This is a genomic window from Paenibacillus sp. FSL H8-0280 (genome assembly GCF_045040665.1).
In the GTDB taxonomy this organism is placed as follows: domain Bacteria; phylum Bacillota; class Bacilli; order Paenibacillales; family Paenibacillaceae; genus Paenibacillus; species Paenibacillus xylanexedens_A.
Genome location: NZ_CP150296.1, coordinates 4569248 through 4591086, shown reverse-complemented (window position 1 = coordinate 4591086; position 21839 = coordinate 4569248). Strand labels below are relative to the sequence as shown.

Sequence of the window (21839 nt, the reverse complement as noted above, 5' to 3'; positions counted from 1 at the left end):
GGAAATATATGAGGCAACGGGGCAAACTGGTGGGTATGGCGAAATGGGCCATTCTGGCTGTGGTGTTGTGCCTGCTGCTTCTGTCCTGGATGTTCAAATGGTTCTCGGCAGAGGAACACAAAGCGACCTGGCTGTGGGACGCGTCCATTATTGCAGAACAAACGCCTGAGATTATTGCCTTTTCCAAAGAACAGGGCGTAGATACCATCTTCCTGCAAATCCAGGATGAGGTGCCTGATGTAACATATCGCAAATTCATTGCGGCTGCCCGACAGGCTGAGATTGAAGTGCATGGACTTAACGGTCATGCAGACTGGGCCTATGAGGAGAAGCGGGATGAAGGACTTGCTTTTATCGAGCGAGTAAGAGCATACAATGCAGCTTCGGCCAAGAATGAACGCTTCGAAGGCATTCAACTGGATGTGGAGCCGTATCAGTTGAAGCGCTGGGAGAACGAGGAGAGCAGCGTCATTGCAGAGTGGCAGAACAACATGAAGGCCTGGACAAAAGCCGGCGAGGATGCCGGACTGTACATGAGTGCTGCGATCCCGTTCTGGCTTGATGCCCGTCAGTCGGCTGAAAGTGAGGGTACATTCAGTCGCTGGGTGATCTCACATTTCGATGCGGTAGCCATTATGGCATACCGGGATAGTGGGCAGCAGATGTATGATTTGTCCAAGGAAGAACTGGACGAAGCGGATGATCTCGGCAAGAAAGTCTGGATCGGAGCGGAACTCGCGGATACACACGAGGGGGATCACCTGACCTTTTTCCGTAAACCGGTTAGCAATATGAATGAAGAGATGGCGAAGGTGTTTGATCTTGGTACCTCTCATTCTTCATTTGCAGGTGTGGCAGTGCATCATTATGAAGCATGGTATGCAAAGGAGAACGGTATTCCGCTTGCGCGTAAGGATGAGGAGAAGGAATAGCGTTACGTCAACGTAAAAAAGTTCCTGGTTTCAGGTACGTGCAGTCAAGACTATAGTATAGAAAAAAGGCAAGTCCCGGGTAGATGGGGCTTGCCTTTTTTTGTGGTGGATTTAGGTGAAGATTTTGCAAGACTACGATATGCAGGATATGAAACGGAGTCCATAGCAATTTGGTAAAGGCGACATCTTACGCAATCGTACACAAGGCGTGATGCATGAGGCATGGATTATAGGCTGGGGAGCGAAAGGTCGCTCCCTCATTTTTTCGTGCTCTCCGCTGTGCGATAGCGATTGGGTGGCAGACCGACTTGTTTTTTGAACGCTTTGGAGAAGGAGAATAAGTCCGGGTAACCTACGGAATGAGCCACTTCAGTTAAGCTTAGCGGCGTCTGCACGAGCAGACGTTTGGCCTGATTCATTTTCAATTGCTGGATATATTGCACAGGGGACAGACCATAAGCTTTGCGGAACTGTTTGGCAAAATGGGTTCGATCCACACCAGCATGAGCGGACACACCTTCCACGGAGATGCCGCCTGCAAAATGAATGTCCATGTATTCCTTGCCTTTCTGGAGCCAAGGTGTGGCTGAATCCGGTTGCAACCCTTTGGTTGCGGGGGACCGGGCAATTCGGTCGAAGAGGTTTAGAAATCGGGTGAGTCGTCCCAGATCACTCGCTCCATCCTGCGGTTTGCGAACATCCTCCATGAACGAGCGCATGGCACTTGCAGTCTCCGGGGTCAGTACACCTGAACGGTATGGTGAGTCGGGTGTAAGTCCGATTCGGGAAAGCAGTTCGGCTGCATGTGTACCGTCAAAGGCAATAAATATTTTCTGCAACGTGTCCTCCGGGTCCGTCCAGTACTCATGGGTAACATGAGGGAAGAGACAGAATGCATCCCTGGCTCGAAGGGCATGACGCTGTCCGTTCTGTATGAATGTACCTTCCCCCTCCAGCACAAATAGCAAATAATAATAAGGCGTAGTGCGCGGGCCAATATGATAGTTGGTCTTGGCTATATTACGGCCGATGCGAATCGGCCAGGCGCCACCAGCTTTCTCGAATTCAGATGGAGTGAAGAAAATAATATCCAAAAACTCATGGTGGTCTTCCTTCATGCTCTCGGTCATCAGGAACACCTCTTTATTGTATAAGTATCGTTTGTAGATTTTAAAAGTTTCACTTATAACCTATTATACAGGTGGGTTTTATACATATTCAAGATCAGGAAGACCTAAATCTGAGAAAAGACCACAAAATGACAAAATGAAATTGCCGCGAAATGACATTGATCACAGACAAATCAATTGATATGATGTCCATACCTATTAAACCAAGTTAATTAATCGGCATTTTATTGTGAATATGCCTAATAAATCAATTTAAAGAATGACACGACAACGGAGGGGACAGAAAGAACCTGAAGAAGCGAAGCGGGCGCCTTTGTCACCGGATTTCCCCATGAAAGGGGAATGAGAAGAAATCTGGGGACAAGAGTGCTCGAAAGGTTTTCTGTAACCGAAGTGCTTGAGTGAAACATTTTTAGAGCAATTTATTCATAGAAGGGATTGACTTTTGTGAGCGAACAGGAAGATATGAAGTTTGGATGGTTTTTGCCTACAGCAGGGGATGGTAAGTATGTAGGGGTTGCCCCGGAGCGGGAGCCAAGTCTTGATTATCTGATCGATGTGGCACAGACGGCGGAGAAGGCAGGATTCGAATTTGTACTGATTCCGACAGGGGGAGCCTGTCTGGACGCATGGGTGGTCGGCTCAACAGTAATGAGTCACACGAAGACATTGCGTCCACTTGTCGCCATTCGCCCGGGTTTGGTTACACCCGTGCTCGCTGCACGAATGGGAGCCGCACTGGATCAGCTCTCTGGTGGTCGCGCCATGATCAATGTGGTGACAGGCAGTTCTGTTCGAGATCTGGAGGAACTCGGCGATCCACTGGCACATGCGCATGATGAACGATATGTACGAGCGAGCGAGTATATGGAAGTCATGAAGCGTTCATGGACCCAATCGACGGGACTGAATCTGACGGAGTTTGCCGGAAGTGGTTCAAAATCTGGTGCAGATGCACCCAGTGATCCCAATCCTGAATTCAACGGCCAGTATTACAATTTCAAAGGACCGGTAGGCATGCCGGAGACGGTGCAAAATCCGCATCCACCATTCTATCTGGGAGGAAGTTCTCCGATTGCCAAGAAGGTCGCTGTTGAACATGCGGACACGTTCCTCATGTGGGGTGAGCCTCATGACTGGATTCAGGAGCAGATCGAAGAGATTGAGGTCATTCGTCAGCAGGTGAAAGAGGAAACGGGACAAGATCGTCAGCTCCGTTATGGCATGCGTGCTCAGGTACTCATTCGGGATACCGAAGAAGAAGCATGGGCAGCAGCTTGGGAGATTATTAGCAAAGTACCACCAGAAGCGATTGAGAAAGCCAAAGCCGCTTTTGCCGAAACGGATGCAACCAACCAACGCAGACAGAATGAGCTACGGGAACTGTCCGAGAAGCAGCAGTTTGTTGTAGGTCCCAACCTGTGGACAGGCTTGTCCGTTGTGCGTTCCGGCGGTGCGATCCTTATTGTGGGTACAGCCGAACAGGTCGCAGAACGTCTGATGGAATATGGAGATCTCGGCGTTACAACCTTCATTCTATCCGGTTACCCGCATCTGGAAGAAGCCGAAATCTTCGGCCGGACCGTGATGCCGATCATTCGCGAGAAATGGAAAACAAGACAGAAGCAGCATTCCGTTACTACTAACTAAGTAAGTTTAACTAATTTTTTTATACGAAAACGGAGAGGACAGAAATAACGTGAAGAAGCGAAGCGTTCGCCTTTATCCCCGGATTTTTCCTTTTATAAAAGGGAATCAAATAAATCTGGGGATAACAGCGATCGGAAGGTTATTCTGTCATCGGAGTGCGTTCAGTATAAACATTCTTTAGTTAACATATCAATCATCCTCAGGAGGTCGTCTTTCATGAAAAAAAATAAAAAATTGATCCTGCCGCTCGTCAGTATGCTGGTGATGTCCATCCTGCTGTCAGCTTGCGGCGGTGGGGATAACGCGTCATCTGGAGAGAACGGCTCCTCAGGTTCAGGCAAGGTTACGATCAGCTTCATTCACTGGCGTGGAGAAGATGTGGAAGCACTCAACAAGACCATTGACGCATTTGAAAAAGAAAACCCGAATATCAACGTGGAGATGCAGACACTGCCCTCCGATCAATATCAGTCCACCGTTCAATCCAAAATCAGTGACGGTTCGGTAGGGGATGTATTTGCATCCTTCCCGGGTGCACAGTTCGAAGCTTTCACCAAAGCCGGATTGTTCACGGATCTGACTGGATCCTCGTTCCTGTCGGCCTACAATTCGAAGCTGATTGAATCAGGACAGCATGATGGCAAGCAATATGCGATCCCGTATCAACTCGTATATAACGATCCAATTTATAATGTGAAACTGTTTGAACAATATGGCTTGACGCCGCCGACCGATTGGGAAGGTTTCCTGGCCCTTTGCCAGAAGCTGAAAGACAATGGCATCATTCCGATTGCCTTTGCCGGAGCGGACATTGGCCCAGGGCAATTCATGAATACGATGGTGATGAACAATGCACCGAGTGACGACATTTTTACCAAAGTGGAAGCTGGGGAAGCCAAACTGACGGATGAGTTTTGGGTGAAAACGTTGACTCAAATCAAGGAACTGAACGATAAAGGTTACTTCCAGCAGGATGCACTGGGTACAAAAGACCCTGCGGCTGGCGCACTGTTTATCCAAGAGAAAGCAGCGATGCTGGCAAGTGGATCGTATCAATTGGCTCAGAACAAGCAGCAGAATCCAAATCTGGAGCAAAAACTGCTTGCACCGATTACGGTAAGTGCAGATCAAGCGAAGTATGAAGGAGTGCATACGACTACATTCATGCTCGCCGTGAACAGCAAGTCGAAACATCCGGAAGAAGCCAAAAAGTTCATCGAATTCCTGAGTAATCCCGATGTAGCGAGTGACTACGCCAACCAGACGGGACAGAATGTAACAGTGAATGATGTGAAGTACGACACGCCTGAGCTTCAGGTAGCCGGAGAATGGGCGAGCAAAAAGACCGTGTTCCAGCCACGGTTCACCATCCTGAACGGAGACAATCAAAAAGCAGTAACCAACTCCATCCAGGCTGTACTGAGCGGCACTTCTCCAGAAGAAGCAGCACAGCAGGCACAAGCGATCATTGATCAGCATATCGGGAAATAAACGATGAAAAACCGTCTTCAGCTATCCCTGTTTCTGATCCCTGGGTTGCTGCTGTACGTTGGATTGTTCGTATTTCCTACATTGACGGGGCTGTTCTATTCCTTTACGGACTGGGATGGGGTATCCCCGTCGTATGCATTTGTAGGGCTGGATAATTACAAGGACAGTCTCAGCAGCATCGTATTCCGCAAAGCCTTTGGTAACAACGTGGAGTTCATGTTAACGGTTGTTATTGCACAAACCTTTATTTCACTTGTCCTGGCTCTGCTCCTGGTACGCAATACCAAGACACGCATTGTGCTTCGGGCGTTGTATTTCCTGCCTGCGATTCTGTCCTCCGTATCGGTTGGACTGATCTGGGCATTTATGTATGATCCATCCATTGGATTGATCAACTATGGATTGAATGAAGCCGGGATGAGCAGTATTGCTCGCAACTGGATTGGTGATCCGAAGATCGCCATCTATTCCATCGCTGCGGTCCAAGTCTGGGCCCATGCTGGACAGATGATGATTGTATTCATCGCAGGTCTGCAAGGTATTCCGGCAGAACTGTATGAAGCGGCTCGCATGGATGGCGGTAGCAAATGGCAGGTATTTCGTACCGTGACCTGGCCACTGCTGGCACCTTCGGCAACGATTGTTGTGGCCTATACGACCATTCAGTCGTTCAAGGCATTTGACCTCATTTTCACCATGACGGACGGAGGCCCGAACTACGCAACTGAAATTTTGACAACATATATCTATCATACCGCCTTTGGCAGCTATTCATTTGGTCTGGCTTCTGCCGGTTCCATGATCTTCCTGGTGTTGCTCGCGCTCTTGACGCTGTTGCAGTTCAAGGCACTGCGTGCCGACCGGGTAAGTTATTGAGGTTGATGTTGGAGCATTCATCCTGCAATCGAGGCAGAAGGGAGTTCACATGTTTTTAAAATGGTTCAATCGCCTGATCCTATTGGTGTACGCGCTACTGATTCTGGTCCCGCTGTACTTTGTATTTGTATCTTCGTTCAAAACAAGCAGCAACTTCTTCACCAGTCCATTCAGCTGGCCGGACCCGTTTACATGGGATAACATCACTGGCATGTTCCGCAATCAGCCGATGTGGCAATATTTCGGGAACAGTCTGGTCGTGACGCTTGGTACGGTTGCAATTGAGTTGTTGCTGAGCAGCATGATTGCTTACGCCATTGTCCGCTGGGGCGGCAGTGTGGGAAAAATTGTGTTTGCTCTGTTCGTAGCAGGGTTGATCGTTCCATCCCAAGTGAGTATGCTGCCGATCTATTCCCTTACACGTACACTCGGGTGGTCGGACAGTCTCACGGGATTGATTGTCGTATCCGCGGCTATGCTGATGCCTGTCTCTGTATTTATGCTGACAGGTTTCATGCGCATGCTTAATTCGGAGATTCTGGAAGCGGGCAGTATGGATGGAGCTAGTGAATGGAGACTCTATACGCGAATTGCACTGCCACTGGCTGCACCTTCGCTGGCGGCAACGGCTACGTTCCTGCTCGTCATGGTATGGAATGACTTGCTTATTCCGATGCTGATGCTCAGCAGTAAGTCCAAGCTCACTTTACCGCTCGCGCTTATGCAGTTCCGCGGGGAATACGTGACGAACTATCCGATGATGCTTACGGGTGTGCTGGTAACCGCCATTCCGATGATTGCGTTGTTCCTTCTACTCCAGCGTTACTTTGTAGCAGGTCTGACAGCGGGTTCACTCAAGGGGTGAGGTATCGCAGAAATCGGAAGGAAAAGCTTATTTTGCATTGATTTCTGGAGCATTCTGCATAATAATGATTTAGTGTCAGAATGACTACATAGAGATCAAGGGAGCTATAAGTGATGAGCAAACTGGAAGTATTGCGGAATCCCAAGCAGCGCAAGCTGCTGTTCAGTGCCGGCATGAGCTGGCTGTTTGATGCGATGGAAGTTGGTATGATCTCCTTTATCGTGGCTGCACTTGCCAAGGAATGGAGTCTCAGTCCCGGACAAGTCGGCGTGCTTACGAGTATTAACTCGATCGGTATGGCGCTAGGTGCTTTGATTGCAGGTGCACTTGCGGACCGTTTTGGACGGAAAGCCATTCTGATGTGGACCTTGTTAATCTTTACGATTGCAAGCGGTCTGTCTGCATTGGCGACCGGATTCGCCGTATTGTGTGCACTGCGTCTGGTTGCAGGTATTGGACTTGGCGGAGAGCTGCCCGTGGCATCTACACTGGTATCGGAGTCGATGCCTACAGCCGAACGGGGACGTGCCGTTGTATTATTGGAAAGTTTCTGGGCAGGGGGCTGGATTGTATCCGCGCTCATTGCCAACTTTGTCATTCCGGAGTACGGATGGAGAATTGCTTTTGCCATTGGTGCACTTCCGGCGTTCTATGCACTGTATTTGCGTCGTGCCATTCAGGACCCGCCGCGGTACAAGAATCATACCAAGCTTCATAAAATCACGTTCCGCGAGAAAGTGGCTACCGTCTGGTCAGCACCACATCGCCGTACAACGTTGATGCTCTGGATTTTGTGGTTTACCGTCATTTTCTCTTATTATGGCATGTTCCTGTGGCTGCCTTCGGTTGTAATGGCAAAAGGATTTACGTTGGTTAAAAGTTTCCAATACGTGCTGATCATGACGATCGCACAGTTGCCAGGTTACTTCACCGCGGCGTACTTCATTGAACGTTACGGGCGCAAGTTCGTACTTGTTGTGTATCTTACCTTGACTGCATTCAGTGCGATTGCGTTTGGATTGGCAACAACGGAAGCGACAATCCTGACCGCAGGAATCTGTCTTTCCTTCTTCAATCTAGGAGCGTGGGGTGGTCTGTACGCCTACAGCCCGGAATTGTATCCGACTTCCGTTCGTTCGACAGGTGTTGGACTTGCCACATCGGTTGGCCGAATCGGGGGCGTACTGGCTCCATTAATGGTCGGTATGCTGGTTCAACGTGAAGTTGCGATCAGCCTGATTTTCACGATTTTCTTCGTGACAATCCTCATTGGCGCAGCAGCTGTACTGTTCTGGGGCCGGGAAACGAAGGGTCAGGAACTTGCTGAGTAATTGTCAATAAATACAACGCAACTTTTGTACGGGTCTGCCTGCCTACGGAAATAACGGGTTGGACAAGCGGTATATGGTTGATACAAGAAGGGGCATGACCATGGTGTGACCATGGGCTCATGCCTCTTTTTGTTATGTTCAGCGTCGTTTTTTCACTGCGTCATCGGTCCGATAGACTTCATTTTTTCTATATCCTATAATGACACTCGGGATGTCCATCCGTGAGGATTCAGGGGAAAGAAGTGGGATCTGGATTCAGAAAAGTGGAGGTTAATGGAATGATGAAGAACAATAATGGAATGGATCAACCGAATGAAATGAATGAAAAGAATATGATAATTGAATTAGATAGCGTGAGTGAGATGAAAGAGATGAAGGTGGTTAGCCATATGAACAGTAATGAACGGACTACAGTTGATAGCACAAATGAGGGGCTGGATCTATTAACGTTTGCTGACAACATGGAACCTATCACTGTCAGTCGGAAAGTCACTCATGGGAAGGGGAACATGGCTGGCAAAAGAGCAGGGCGGGTCAGCATGCTTCTCGGTGCCTGCGCATTGACGCTGGGATTAACCGTGGCAGCTCCTTCTGCGGGAGCACAGAAGTTGGAACAGGGAGTTCGTAGCGAGCATGTGCTGCAATTGCAGGAGCAATTAAGCGATCTGGGGTACTTTGACGCAGGATTGACCGGATATTACGGTACGATTACCAAAGGTGCTGTCCGCAAGTTCCAACAGGCGCAGGGGCTGAGTGCAGACGGCGTTGCAGGTCCAGCGACGCTGAATAGGCTGAACAAAAAGGCCAAAGCCGAAGGCGAGACGTTACGCCAGTTGGCGAAGCTGATCCATGGTGAAGCGCGCGGAGAGTCTTTTGAAGGGCAAGTCGCTGTAGGAGCGGTTGTCATGAATCGTGTACACTCGAATGCGTTCCCATCATCGATCTCCAAGGTCATTTTCCAGAAAGGTCAGTTCACGGCTATCGACGATGGGCAGTTTAATACCAAGCCAACTCAGACCTCTTACAGGGCTGCTCGTAAGGCATTGAATGGAGCTGATCCGACAAACGGAGCGCTCTATTATTACAATCCGAAGATCGCCACTTCGGTGTGGAGTAAGAGCAGGCCAACGCTGCTGACCATTGGGCAGCATGATTTTACGAGATGAGATAAGTTGGTGGAGAATTATTCGTAGACAGTAATTGGATACCATAGTATAACCCCGGTGGGTACTGCGAGGTGCAGGCTTCATCGGGGTTAATTTAAATTTGTATAACTTATAAGACTATAACTAGAGTTTTACCCTGAATCGAAAGTTAATGATGGCGCTAATAAGTCTAGACCTGTTGTTGTAGCCAAATCCCATGCATGATTCGAAGGATTCAGCAATCATACCTTATACCTATCTCTTTTGAGAGTTTAGTGGTAAAATATTCTTACTATTTCCAAATATGATTGTTTTCTTTGAACCTATTAGACTAGATGAAATGGCTCTTGTAGTGAAGAGTAACGTACATAATTAGGAATAAAAGTGATTATTTGAATGAAGAAATTGTTATTAATTCTATTAGCAGGAGTATCTATTGTAGGTTCCAAGTATGTAACGTGTCCGAGGTGGTAGTCTACAGCAAAGACCATAAAGTAATATACAGTCTAGAATTAGTCCAACGCACTGGAGGGAACTACATTCAAATTAGAAGTTCTAGTAATATTCATGTTTCACCCAGGAAAGCAGGAGCGAATTGAAAGTGAGGGAAGATTATGTACCGAATGGTGATGATCATCTTGGTTGCTATGTTGTTACTAATATTAGGGGGCTGTGCAGGTGTGAATGAGAAAAAAATAAAGGATCAAGAAATTATAAATCGGTCGGAAGCGATAGCAATTGAATATTTGAAAAATAACTATAAATTAGATGTAACGATAACACAAAAAAAAATTCTACCTAAAATGGCGATGAGTCGTGTCACTATCTATGGATATGTAACAGGACATGAAGATCAAACTTTTAGTGTTTATATAAACTATGAAACAAATAAACAAGAATCTTTCGGATATAGTAAACAACTAAAGAAGGCTCTTAATGAAAAAGGATATAATATACAATAATATTGGAGGTGATGAACATAGAACGCTTATCTAGCGAAATGATTACAGATCAAAATTACAAGGTAATGTCGCAATATTCATATGATGAAGTAGAAGTCGGACAAGAATTCACAGATATTCCTGGCTGGGAAGTGCTAGATCAGAAACATAATGTATCTGGTATGGATGCTGTTACATTCTACAATCCCGAGACGAAGCAAGCAGTAATTGCATTTCGAGGAACAGAAGGGGACGCAATTCCGGCAAGATCTGTTCCAGATTTTAGAACGGATGCTTTACATATTGGTTTCCCCGAAATCGGTGCAACCATAGAACGTGCAATAGATTGGAAACCGAAGTTCTGGAAAGATTTCTCACGTGGGGTTGAAGATGGGTTAGGCATTACAAAATTAAATGATTGGGTTGGCGATGTCAAAAAGACGGTAGATAAAAATGTGGGGAGCTTTAATCAACTCTATGAGGCAGAAAGCTATGTAAAGAGCATGACAGACCAACATAAAGACTTACAGTTTTCCCTAACGGGTCATTCTTTGGGAGGTGCTAATGCACAGTATGCAGCGGTATACACTGGATTAAGTGCCGTTACTTTTAGCGCTCCGACAGTCGTAGCATCGCTTACTCCCGAGATGAGAAGGAAAGCAGAGGAGGGGGGATTTGATGGACAAGTGACTAACTTTATACATCCTGGAGATGGCATTGCAAGTGGTTTTTTTGGAGGTTATGAGCGGCATGTGGGGGCCACGTTTCTTATTGATTCTAACTATGCAGATGGAAATGAAAACTATGGCGTTAACGTTTGGGCCAAGGTAGTGGATACGTTTTTTGAGGATGGTCCTAAATATCACGATATGAAGCACTATAGCTTCGATCAAGATGGATATATTGATAATCCTCTTTATGATGAAGTTACTGGAGAACGAGTAAATTTCTCTCCGCGAAAGCCTTCGGAGCATAATATACTTGATCACGCGCGCGAAGCATGGGACACATTGACCAAAGGATTCAAATCGGTGGCCAACGTGGTTGGTGGATACTCCGCAGGGACCATAGAGCTAACTCCTGAGGAATTGCAAGAGACTGCGGACAAATGGAGACGACAAGCTCAGGATATGAGTCGTACCTTTGAACGGATTCAACGGAACTTTTTTGAGTATACCGAGAGCAGTCATAGTCAGCGACTTGTACCCATCGTGTGGGATCTTCAAATGAGTATTAAGCAGCTGGATGATTGGCACCTGGAGCATACGTCAGAACTGGTGGACTACATTAATCAGAAGGCAGAAGATTTTATACAAGCAGATTCCGGAGCAAAGTGAAAATTTACATAGTAGCAAACCGTGTAAAGAAACAAAGGCTTCACAAAGAACATGCAGAAACTAGAAAGAGCCTAACCAAACTAATCTAACTAATCGGAGAGTGGAAAAGTTGAAAAAAATAATGTTACCCATAATGAGTGCTGTAGTAGTCGTATCGACATTGATTTCTTCCCAGGCTTCTGCCGCAACAACAACCTTCAAAGATGTACAAGCTAATCACTGGGCAAAGTCTGCTATTGAATCTGCAGTTTCCAAGGGATACTTCAAAGGATACGGTAATGGATTGTTCAAGCCCAATGCTTCGGTAACAAGAGCAGAATTTGCATCCCTAATTTCACGAGTAGCCAAAGACATGACACTTCCGGAAGATGTCCAGACTGAGTCATTCAAGGATCTGAATGGACACTGGAGTAAAGCTGAGGTGGATCGGGCAGTTACTTTGGGGTTCATTAATACCAAAGACTATCCAAACGGATTTAAACCAAGTACTCCGATTACTCGCGAGGAAATGGCTAAATGGTTGAGTTCCGGATTGGTTGCTTCCAGTGCTGAGTATAAAACAGCATTTGCTGAAACGAAAGGAACGTTACTTCCAGTCAAAGAGTCGTTTAAACCAGGAATTGAGCAAGACAAAATTCCTTACCTCGCGCTTGCAATGGGAACTAACCTGATGAACGGCTTTCCAGACGGATCGTTTGGAATGGACAAGACGACCACTCGTGCTGAATCTTCTGCTATTTTGTTGCGACTGGAAAATGTGCTGAAAAAAGAAGCTGTGACATTTGATGATCTAAATGAATTAAGAATGATGGGTACGAAGAAAACGAATCTTGAATTGGTATCTAGCCTGACAACAGGGAAAACTTCTATCGCTGATATTTCAGGGAAACGGAAAACGTTCCGTAACGGATCTGGTAGTCTGGTGTTCCATCGTTTAATTGGTATAAACACGTCAGAGCCTAAGAAGAAAGACAGCATCTATACATCGTTGTTCATGACTGAATTCGGAAAGAACGACTACAAGAACAGTGGTTTACTTCTAGTGTTTAAAGAAATCACAATTTATCCTAAAAAACAGGGTTTTGACATTGGAGATTATAAGACTGGTGTTACTGACATGACTGGTGGGATGACTATCACAAATAAATTGAATGAAAAATATGGATATGAAGTAATTCCTGTTTTGGAGCCTGAAAATTTTTTCGCAAAGTACAAAAACGGTGTGAAGGTGTGGGTTGTAGATTACCTTAAAATCAAAGGATTCTACGGACAATTCAACATGGACGATGGTTCATATGCAGTTATTTCAAATAACAACTAGGCAGGAATTATAAATGAAAAAGAAATGGACTGTTCTATCATTACTCGTGATAATCCTTATTTACTCCTTCGGAGTTATGTCTATTAAAACCTATGCTAACTTTAAGAACGGCTATCCAGATAAAGACATAGAAGTGAAACCAAGCGGATTAGCGAGAGGTAAGCAAACGATTAAAGTCAAAGTAACGGGAAAAGCGGAACCTAACCCTAAGACTATCTGGACTCAGGGTGATTTTAAAATATGGCAAGCTACAAGTGAAAAATACGGTAGGGTAGAAACGAATACATACTCTTCTGGATTATCTGCTCTTCCCTTGAAGCTTCCGGCAAATAAATTTGTTAAAGATGAGATTAACACGAAAAACTATGTACCTGATTCATTACAAGATAAACCAACAGGTAATAAATTCAAGAGAGATTACGTCACAGATATAGAAATTGATGATATCAGGTACAACACTGAAAAGAGAACCTACGCAATTAAGCCGGGCTCAAAGCCTGATTATAAGAAGGGGAGCTTGCTGGTAACCATAGAAACACGGACCGGTACTGATGATGTAAACCCGGATGGAAAGAGTGACTTTCAACTTGAAAAGAAGACTCCGTATGGTACAAGACAGGATGGAGATCCAAAATATCAAGTTGAGTATTACACACCACTAGAGATCGATTACAGTGGTTACGTTACGGAAACCAAAGAGATCCGAGTAAGAGAAGACATGCAGCTCCAATTAAATGATGTAAAATCATTGGTTGCGGAGATCCGAACTAAGGCATACGACCAAGAAGAATTCGGTAACTGGGTGAATGTCTCCAAGCGCGCCGACCAAATCGAATGGAGTTCTAACAAACAAAACGTAGTTTACGTAGAACCTAAGACTGGTCAAATCGTTGCAAAAAATATTGGTACAGCGGTCATCACTGCAAAATGGAAGAATTCCGAAAAAGGCCCATATTACATTTATGAAAATGTAACGATTACGGTTGGCGATACGCCACCACCCGAAATTCCGGAAACGCCAGATGCGGCATGTGCAGAGTCGCCTGTCGGAGAAATGACAGGGGAGAGAATGGACCCTAATGCAAGCGCAGTTATTAAGGCCGATCAACGTGGAAGTGAGCCATTTGACGTACTGCGAGGTATCCCTACCTCTGAGAGTTTATATGGCAATGTATTTGGTCTAAGTTACCTATTCCAAAATAAGTTTGTGAATATGCAAGGCACTTGTACATATACCGTAGTTGTTGAAAAAACGTATAACAAAACGTGGACAGACGAAAAGAAAATTTCGGATGGTAAAGGTGGTACGACAACGGTATCAACTCCAAGATCTAGAGATGTCAAAGTACCATACACCTATACTGTGAAACGGGATTTCGATTATTGGAAAATTGACACTTTACTCGTTTATGAGATAACCGATGCGATCCTAAAAAACTATGCTCTACCACAGATTGAACTATATCCTGCTGATTATCGTAGTCCCATCTATGCGGCGGCTACGAACGGTACCTTTTACGCACCCAATACACCGGCTGTGTTAACAGCGCCTTCACAGCCAGTGCCGGGAGGGACCAGCGAACCTCCAACACCAACAGATGATCTCTCATCAATTGCGGAAGATGCTGTGCCAAAGGTCCAAGTTAAGAATGACTATTTGAAGTTTAATGGGGCTGTTGTCATGGACAACGCAAAAGTAGAAGAAACGGGGCCAACGCCAGGTCAGATCGCGGAACCCCAAATGATTGGCAAAGATGTTCTGTACAGTCCTGACAATGAAATATCCAAAACCTTGTTAAATAAGAAGGATACGCCTAGCACAGGCGAAATCCGTTATGAATTAATGAGTGGAAATGTTAATGATGGTAATGAGGAAGAAACCTTTGAAATTCCGGGGATTAACACGGTTACTGTGCATACTCCAGTCGTGAACTATTCTCTTGTTTCAGACGATCAGCCTCATAATCAGAAAACGATACCGAATATGGATCGGTCTGCCCTTATTTTGGAGCGGCCGTTCACAGTCCGTATCCCCACGAGCGGACAGCATTTGGATGTCAACTCGTATCCGGGATATGGGGATCGGGATTATGCCAAATATTATCGGATCAAACAGGTCCGGTTTCCGTTTGACGTATACAGTGCCGACCGGACACAGTTTTACCCGCGGAGTACGTGGATTGATATTCCGGTGTACGTACTCGATACCACCTTTTATCTGCCTGTATGGGTAGACGAAGGAGATTACCAAGTGGAGTTCCGCAATATTGCAGAGAATGCACCTGCCGATTTTGAATCGATGTCCAGGAGCAATGCCCAACCCGATGCCAACACAGATCTAACCTATCATCTGGCCAGCGACGAAGTATCCGTGGAGGTCATTGGGAGGTTATACGACTTTGAAATCACGGACATTGCAGACTACAACTGGGAGCTTGTTTTCCGGCGATTTAAGGGCAGCATTGCCCCAACTTGGATCAGTTATTGGACGGGAACGCAGGGCATCGACGGTGACAAGCGGGGGAACAAACCGCAATTCACCGTACCGATTCGCCCAGGCAGTCATCCGCTGCAAGGGTATCAGAATGTGGCTGTGAAGACGGGATATCACTTTAAGTTTGATTTCAAAACCAAGGGCAATATGTTCGGGCCCAGAGACGGCATTCGCCTGACTCCGACCTTTGATTTTGTAAGCAAAGATGGGAAAACACGCGTACCGGTAGATCTGTATTACTCGACGAACCAGCGAAGTTTTATTCGTATTGGTTCAGCAGAGGATCAAGTCAAGCGGTTTGTCATTCTCAATGATCGGTTACGTCAAGTACCTTCGGAACAGCTACGAGATACGGCGACCTATAAATATAATCGCTATGGCGAAATTCATCCAGGGATGATGAGTGAACGGACGTATCAGGAGTATTATCGGGATAAATTTACGAAGATGAAAACCCCTGTAGGCGGATACAGTCTATTGCTGATGCCAGAGCAACTGCGTACGTTTATCGGACCCAAAACGAATATTCCGACGAACGCAAGTGCGGATGTACTTCGTGCAAATGCTGCCATTCAGCAGTGGTATGGAGAGTATAGTCTACCCGCCGAGCCTTACGTGGTTCAAGCAGGAACCAATCTGGCCGAGTATGGGCGTACCCATGGTGGTTTGGATGCAAAGTCACCGATCTTCCTGAAAAATGGTTATATCGTGGTCAACTTTAACTTGGAGTCGATCCAGGAAGGGAATCTGAGGGCTCCTCATCTGCAATATATCCATGCACCGCTAATGAACCAATGGTTGCTGGAAGGATTTCAGCGTCAAGTCGAAGATAGCTACGGCAACTCGTTCACTTTAAGGGACGGAGATGTGGTGTTCTACCATGCTGATCGTTCCAGCCGAGATGATTTCAGTGCACAGGTGCCACATTAAGCGAGAACATACAGTTAAAATAAGCCCGAAATAGGCTGAACGTTTAGAAAACAATATGTTGAAATAAGCAAGAAATAGAGTCCGGCATCGGACAGATGGAGAACGCGATGAGTAGAATACAAGTAACCCCGGAGCGTTTGTTTGAAGCCTCACGAGAGGTTGAACGGACTCGCGCGCAAATGGGAGATACACGAGAGGAACTCGTTCGATTGATCCGCTGGATGGAATCGATGTGGTCCGGGATGGTACGAGAACGGTTTTTAGAACGATTTGAAGAAACCCAGCCTCGCATGATCGAAACGCTGGAGCATTTGACCCACATCGCGAAGGAACTTCGAGACATTGGTGTCCGTTTTCAACAGGCAGATGAGATGAGCGGGGCAGCAGTGGCAGGAACCGTAGCTACGATGTCTATCGGGCTGAAAGCAGCGAATAGTCCTAGCGATAAGGGATATCGAATGGTGTATAATTCTCAGTGGCATATGTGGCTACCGGTCAACGAGAAGGGTGTGACGGACCAGGCAGCCCTTCAGGCGTTTGAAAAGGATAAGGGTAAACTTGATATTAGTACCTTGAATCAGGGCACTGGTCCTGTCGAACCAATAGATCAGGATTTGATCCAATTACAGATTGAAGCTTTCGAGTTGGGCGTTAATCCCTTTACAGGAGAGCCGGTCACGGAATCCTATGCCAAACTGATGATTGCATCACTAAAATGGAGTCAAATTGTAGCGGGAATCGGGCTTGTCACCGGAGGTCTATCTGGAGGAAAAGGTCCATACAAAGGACGTGGGACCAATCCGGCCATTGCCAAGGTGAAACAGACCATTAAAGATGCAAAGGCGAAGAGAGAGAAGTCGAGCAATGACGCTAATGGAACGAGTAAAGGTCTTAAAATACCACAAGGATTAACGCAAAAACAATTTGAAAAAGTTTCAGCGATGATTCGGAAAAAAGTTGGACATTTGAGTGATGATATTGTTGTTCAAGGCAGTAGAGCAAAAGGAACAGCTAAGGCTACCTCGGATATTGATTTTGCGATACGAGTCTCACCAGAGAAATTCAATGAACTAATTAAGGATTCATTTAGTAAAATAAAAGCTCCAAATCCAGGTTCTGCTAAAGAAAAAACAATGTTACATGCTATTGAAACAGGTAAAATTCAATCTGGTGAAGCAAAGCTGAGTAAATTTAGGGAACTACTGCAACAGGAGTTAGGTATAGATGTGGATATTTCTATAATTAAAATAGGTGGACCGTTTGATAATCCTCCATTTACCCCAATTAAATGATTAGAGGTGCTTTTAGTGGAATATCAATATGATTTGTTTACAAAAATATTTTTAGATACTGATTTGGAGAAAACATCAGTTGTAGAAACAGTATCAATAATGGTTAAGGGCTCTGCTGCAGGTTCTAGCATTGTGACTGAACAAGCTGAAATATTAATATTTAATAATGGGGATTTTGATGAAGAAAGAAGAAATAGGGGGAGTGATGAGTTTCTATATTATAAATATTATCTTGATATAGAACCAATTGAGGGTGTCGAAGAAACGTTCTATATCACAGAAATCTCAAAAATTCTGACAAAATTATGGGATTCAGGATATAAAGCAGTTGCCTCATGTGACTTTGAAGAGGAGCTCCCAAGAAAAGGCGGTTATAATTTTGAAGAACGTTAAGATGCAAAGTTGTTCCTGAATAGGCATATATAAATATGTGATCCTGTATTAATTTCTATAAGGAATACTGGTTTTAATGGAGGAAGAAATATGGTAAGAAAGAAAAGTGGAGTAAGGAAAGAAGAGGAATTATTTAAAGGGTTAGCTGGTATAGCCATGCTGGGAGGTAGTGCGGGCACATACTTGTTAACAAGCTCTTGGAAAGCTTCGTTTGTTATTGGATTGCTTGGAGTTGTTGGTGTTGTTGTGTTAATGATTAATATTCAAAGTAAAAGAATTAAGCGCTTAAAAAAGTCGGGAATAGCAGAGATTGATCAAATGGATGGAATAAAATTTGAACATTACCTTGCTTATCTTTTTCGTTCTCAAGGCTATAAGGTCCAGGTTACGAAAGCAGTTGGTGATTTCGGAGCTGATTTAATCTTATCAAAAGACGGAAAGCGAATTTCTGTTCAAGCTAAGCGTTACAGTAAATATGTAGGAATTAAGGCAGTACAAGAAGCACAGTCTTCAGTTGCGCATTATGGAACCGCTGAAGCTTGGGTTGTATCCAATAGTGATTATACTTCAGCTGCCTATGAACTCGCAAAGTCAAACAAAGTGAAGTTGTTTAATCGTGAAGCTTTAATTGAAATGATCCTAGCTCTGAATCCTCAGGGAACTGCTACTCTTCAAGTTGATGTGGCTGAAATAGATCGAGACGAGAACATTTGTCCAAAATGCGGGAATGATCTTATTAAACGTTCTGGTCCAAGAGGACCTTTCTATGGATGTAGTAGTTTCCCTAAATGCCGTCACACCAAATCACCTAATCCATGATAGTGAAAGTGAGTATTAAATAGTAACCATTGCAACTGATTTTATATAAATATTAATTTTCTCTTGTCTCTAGCCCATACAAAAGAGGACTTGTTCTCCTTCCTATAGTTATTAAGTTACATATGTACTAGATCTGTGAATGTGAAATTCATGTTTGAAACTTTTTTTCAAGAAAAGGATTGTGTTTAGACCCACATCAAGTATCAGAATATTCCATACTAATCCCAACAGGTTAATCATCATGATTCACCTGTTTTTCACCTTGTTTTTGGAAACAAACACAACTTGAAAATATATCGTTATGGTGAGATTCATCTGGGGATGATGAATGACAATTAGTGTATAGTAGCTGAGAATGAGACCAGACGAAAGCATGTCAGAAGGAGTATGCCCTCTTTTCAATTGACAATGATTATCGTTATCGAATATCATCAAAGGATTACAAAGGGATTTATTACTGAATAATAGGTTCGGTATGGAGTCAATCGGGGGAGAAAAATAGTGAACTGGGAAGAGTATATTCAAATGTGGGACAATTCATCGATTCAGCTGGTGGATATTCGCCAACTTGTAATAAGTAGTGGGGGGAAGCAGCAATACCATCTCCCAGTCAGTGGTTTTATATATATTGTGCAAGGACAAGGCACCATTTCACTGGATGATGATATACATATATTTAAACGGTTTTATCTACTGCATGCAGGAAAAGGAAGCAGGATCAGGATCGAGGCCGGGCAAGATGAGGTCACGTACTATTACATTTTATATAGAGGTATTATGTCTCCCAAAGCTAGTAAAGAGATTCAGCACAACTATGACATGAACAACCCTTTTCAGCTACCATATGCCTACCAGCCTCTCGCTCCGCTTAATCTATATCGCCATGTGGATTCCATGTATGAGGAATGGAGTCGTAGACAGGTGTTTGAACGTTTTCATGTGAAAATCGGCTTTTACCAGTTCGTATATACCCTTGTTCAGCAACTTAAGCTTCAAGGGGTTTCTTCAAAAGAAACGGATATGGTAGAAGAGATTATCCAGTATATTCACGAACATTACAATGAATCTATTTCGCTTGAGTCATTGGCCGAACTGTGGAATTACAGCATTCAATATTTATCGAAGCAATTCAAACTCCGTACGGGGAGAAGCCCTATCGAATATGTGATTCAGGCGCGAATGGCGAAAGCGAAGGAATTAATGATTCGCACAGATGCCACGGCACAGGAGATTGCTTCAAGTGTAGGGTATAGTGACGTTTTTTATTTCACACGTCTGTTCAAGAAGCAGGTCGGGATGACACCGGGTCAATATAAAAAGAAAATGAAGGATAGCTTGGTCGATTCAGATAGTCCATGGGAAGGGTTCGTATCCTCTATGGGCAAACATTCTTCTTCTTGTTATGTTATTAATGATAATCATTATCAATATAAAACAGAAGGAGATTGGCAGATGTTTAAAGGAACAAGATCGAAGATGGTATTAACACTCATGTTATGTTTTACGATTATACTTTCAGCTTGCACAAGTGGGAACTCCAGTCGAACGAATAATCAAGGAGCAGCAGGTGGAAATTCAAATCAGAGTGCAGAGTCTACTCAAAATGTGACTTCCAGCGAGGCTAAAGAAGATACGAGCACGCGCAAATTATCAACGGTAATGGGAGAAGTGAGTGTTCCGGTATATCCCAAACGGGTTGTTGTGGACTGGGACTTGGGGCCGGTCTTAGCTGTTGGGGTAACGCCAGTTGGCGCATCCAGTACACAAATGAACTTTGCAAAATTTCTAAAACCTTATTTGCCTGACACCGTTGAAGATATTGGGTTGGAAGGAAGTATTTCTTTGGAGAAGGTGTTGGACTTGTCTCCAGATGTAATTATTACTTGGAATCCGGCAGCCTATGAAAGTTACTCCAAAATTGCACCAACCGTTGTATTCGAGACAAGCAAGTACTCCACCATCCAGGAAGAAATTACGGCAATGGGCGATATCCTGGGTCGACAAGAAGAAGCTGAGAAGTGGAATGCTGATTTTGTAAAACGTACGCAAGCTGCCCGCAATAAAATCAAAAATGTCATTCCAAAAGATGCAACGATCTCCATTGTGGATTACGTTACGGTAGACAAATTTTTGATGGTAATCGGCAATGCAGGCGAGCGTGGGGGCAGAGCTACATACGATATCTTGGGTCTGAATCCAACGCCTAAAGTAAAAAGTGATATCATTGACAAAAAAGAGGATCGTATTGAAGTGTCATGGGAAACTGTAAATGATTATGTGGGCGATTACGTCATTGTGCTCAAAGTTGAAGGCCAAGAGCCAACCAATCTTCCAGCAACGTGGACATCCTTAGATGCGGTCAAAAATAATCATGTGATTGAGATTGAAATGGAGAAGTATTTCGCGGCGGATTCATTCTCATCCCTGTTACAAGCAGAAGATATTGCCGATAAGATCACGAAAATGGCTGCGACTGCTAAATGATTAACTGCTCCAATTGGACTAAGGATTTCAATAGACAAGCATGCAAACAAAGATAAAAGCATTCACCGTTAAGATGCTATTCTTACAAAGCAATCTACTTGATCAAAGTCGCCTACATGGTGGCTTTTTTCTTATGGCATAAGCCAGTTGAGTTCGTGAAACACGCGAAACAACAAAACACCCGCTATGCGGGTGGAGGAATCAGCGGTTTGACCAATAAGACCATCCTGACAAATTGAGATGTTCAGTACGGTCGTTTCAGTCCAAGGGCTACGCTCGGATGAACTCAACTTTGTCTCGATAACCTTTCAGTTTCAGTTGGACTTCGCGTTCTTTAATGTTTTGTATCCATTTGACGATTAGATTCATGGGATTGTTATTCCTCTTTGGTAGAAATAGCGGATTGTA

Annotated in this window: 16 protein-coding genes; 15 read left to right on the top strand and 1 reads right to left on the bottom strand. The window is 44.6% G+C overall.

Features of this window, described 5'->3' with window-relative positions; genetic code table 11:
- Positions 1 to 8 precede the first annotated feature (8 nt).
- Positions 9 to 932: a hypothetical protein gene (locus tag MHI12_RS20105; protein ID WP_405170145.1), complete on the top strand. Its 924-nt coding sequence runs from the start codon at positions 9 to 11 to the stop codon at positions 930 to 932.
- Positions 933 to 1189: 257 nt separating this feature from the next.
- On the opposite strand, the gene MHI12_RS20100 is transcribed toward MHI12_RS20105, so the two are convergent.
- Positions 1190 to 2062, bottom strand: a complete 873-nt coding sequence (locus MHI12_RS20100) for an AraC family transcriptional regulator (protein ID WP_405170144.1) — start codon at positions 2060 to 2062, stop codon at positions 1190 to 1192.
- Between the two features lie 465 nt (positions 2063 to 2527).
- Between MHI12_RS20100 and MHI12_RS20095 the strand changes: the two genes are divergently transcribed.
- From MHI12_RS20095 to MHI12_RS20030, 14 genes are all read left to right on the top strand, one after another.
- On the top strand, positions 2528 to 3712 hold the full coding sequence (locus tag MHI12_RS20095) for an LLM class flavin-dependent oxidoreductase (RefSeq protein ID WP_405173027.1): 1185 nt from the start codon (positions 2528 to 2530) through the stop codon (positions 3710 to 3712).
- A gap of 216 nt (positions 3713 to 3928) precedes the next feature.
- On the top strand, positions 3929 to 5203 hold the full coding sequence (locus MHI12_RS20090) for an ABC transporter substrate-binding protein (protein WP_405170143.1): 1275 nt from the start codon (positions 3929 to 3931) through the stop codon (positions 5201 to 5203).
- Positions 5204 to 5206: 3 nt separating this feature from the next.
- Entirely contained in the window at positions 5207 to 6079 is an 873-nt protein-coding gene (locus tag MHI12_RS20085; protein ID WP_017687487.1) for a carbohydrate ABC transporter permease, read from the top strand.
- 49 nt (positions 6080 to 6128) lie between these two features.
- Positions 6129 to 6944 carry a carbohydrate ABC transporter permease gene (locus MHI12_RS20080; protein ID WP_036674932.1) on the top strand — a complete coding sequence of 272 codons (816 nt, stop codon included), beginning with the start codon at positions 6129 to 6131 and terminating at the stop codon, positions 6942 to 6944.
- Between the two features lie 113 nt (positions 6945 to 7057).
- Complete coding sequence (locus MHI12_RS20075; RefSeq protein WP_341008116.1) at positions 7058 to 8275, top strand: MFS transporter; 1218 nt, start codon at positions 7058 to 7060, stop codon at positions 8273 to 8275.
- Positions 8276 to 8553: 278 nt separating this feature from the next.
- Positions 8554 to 9441 (top strand): cell wall hydrolase, encoded by an 888-nt coding sequence (locus MHI12_RS20070; RefSeq protein WP_405170142.1) that lies wholly within the window; start codon positions 8554 to 8556, stop codon positions 9439 to 9441.
- Positions 9442 to 10034: 593 nt separating this feature from the next.
- Positions 10035 to 10382 (top strand): hypothetical protein, encoded by a 348-nt coding sequence (locus MHI12_RS20065; protein ID WP_405170141.1) that lies wholly within the window; start codon positions 10035 to 10037, stop codon positions 10380 to 10382.
- 11 nt (positions 10383 to 10393) lie between these two features.
- The gene (locus MHI12_RS20060) at positions 10394 to 11698 is read left to right on the top strand and encodes a lipase family protein (RefSeq protein WP_405170140.1); all 1305 of its coding nucleotides are present in this window, start codon (positions 10394 to 10396) and stop codon (positions 11696 to 11698) included.
- A 100-nt stretch (positions 11699 to 11798) separates the two neighbouring features.
- Entirely contained in the window at positions 11799 to 13019 is a 1221-nt protein-coding gene (locus MHI12_RS20055) for an S-layer homology domain-containing protein (RefSeq protein WP_405170139.1), read from the top strand.
- 76 nt (positions 13020 to 13095) lie between these two features.
- On the top strand, positions 13096 to 16443 hold the full coding sequence (locus tag MHI12_RS20050; protein ID WP_405170138.1) for a DUF5704 domain-containing protein: 3348 nt from the start codon (positions 13096 to 13098) through the stop codon (positions 16441 to 16443).
- 107 nt (positions 16444 to 16550) lie between these two features.
- Complete coding sequence (locus MHI12_RS20045; RefSeq protein ID WP_405170137.1) at positions 16551 to 17735, top strand: WXG100 family type VII secretion target; 1185 nt, start codon at positions 16551 to 16553, stop codon at positions 17733 to 17735.
- Between the two features lie 15 nt (positions 17736 to 17750).
- Positions 17751 to 18128 (top strand): 1,4-dihydroxy-6-naphthoate synthase, encoded by a 378-nt coding sequence (locus tag MHI12_RS20040; protein ID WP_405170136.1) that lies wholly within the window; start codon positions 17751 to 17753, stop codon positions 18126 to 18128.
- A 90-nt stretch (positions 18129 to 18218) separates the two neighbouring features.
- Positions 18219 to 18947 carry a restriction endonuclease gene (locus tag MHI12_RS20035; protein ID WP_405170135.1) on the top strand — a complete coding sequence of 243 codons (729 nt, stop codon included), beginning with the start codon at positions 18219 to 18221 and terminating at the stop codon, positions 18945 to 18947.
- 501 nt (positions 18948 to 19448) lie between these two features.
- Positions 19449 to 21431 (top strand): AraC family transcriptional regulator, encoded by a 1983-nt coding sequence (locus tag MHI12_RS20030; RefSeq protein WP_405170134.1) that lies wholly within the window; start codon positions 19449 to 19451, stop codon positions 21429 to 21431.
- Positions 21432 to 21839: the final 408 nt, after the last annotated feature.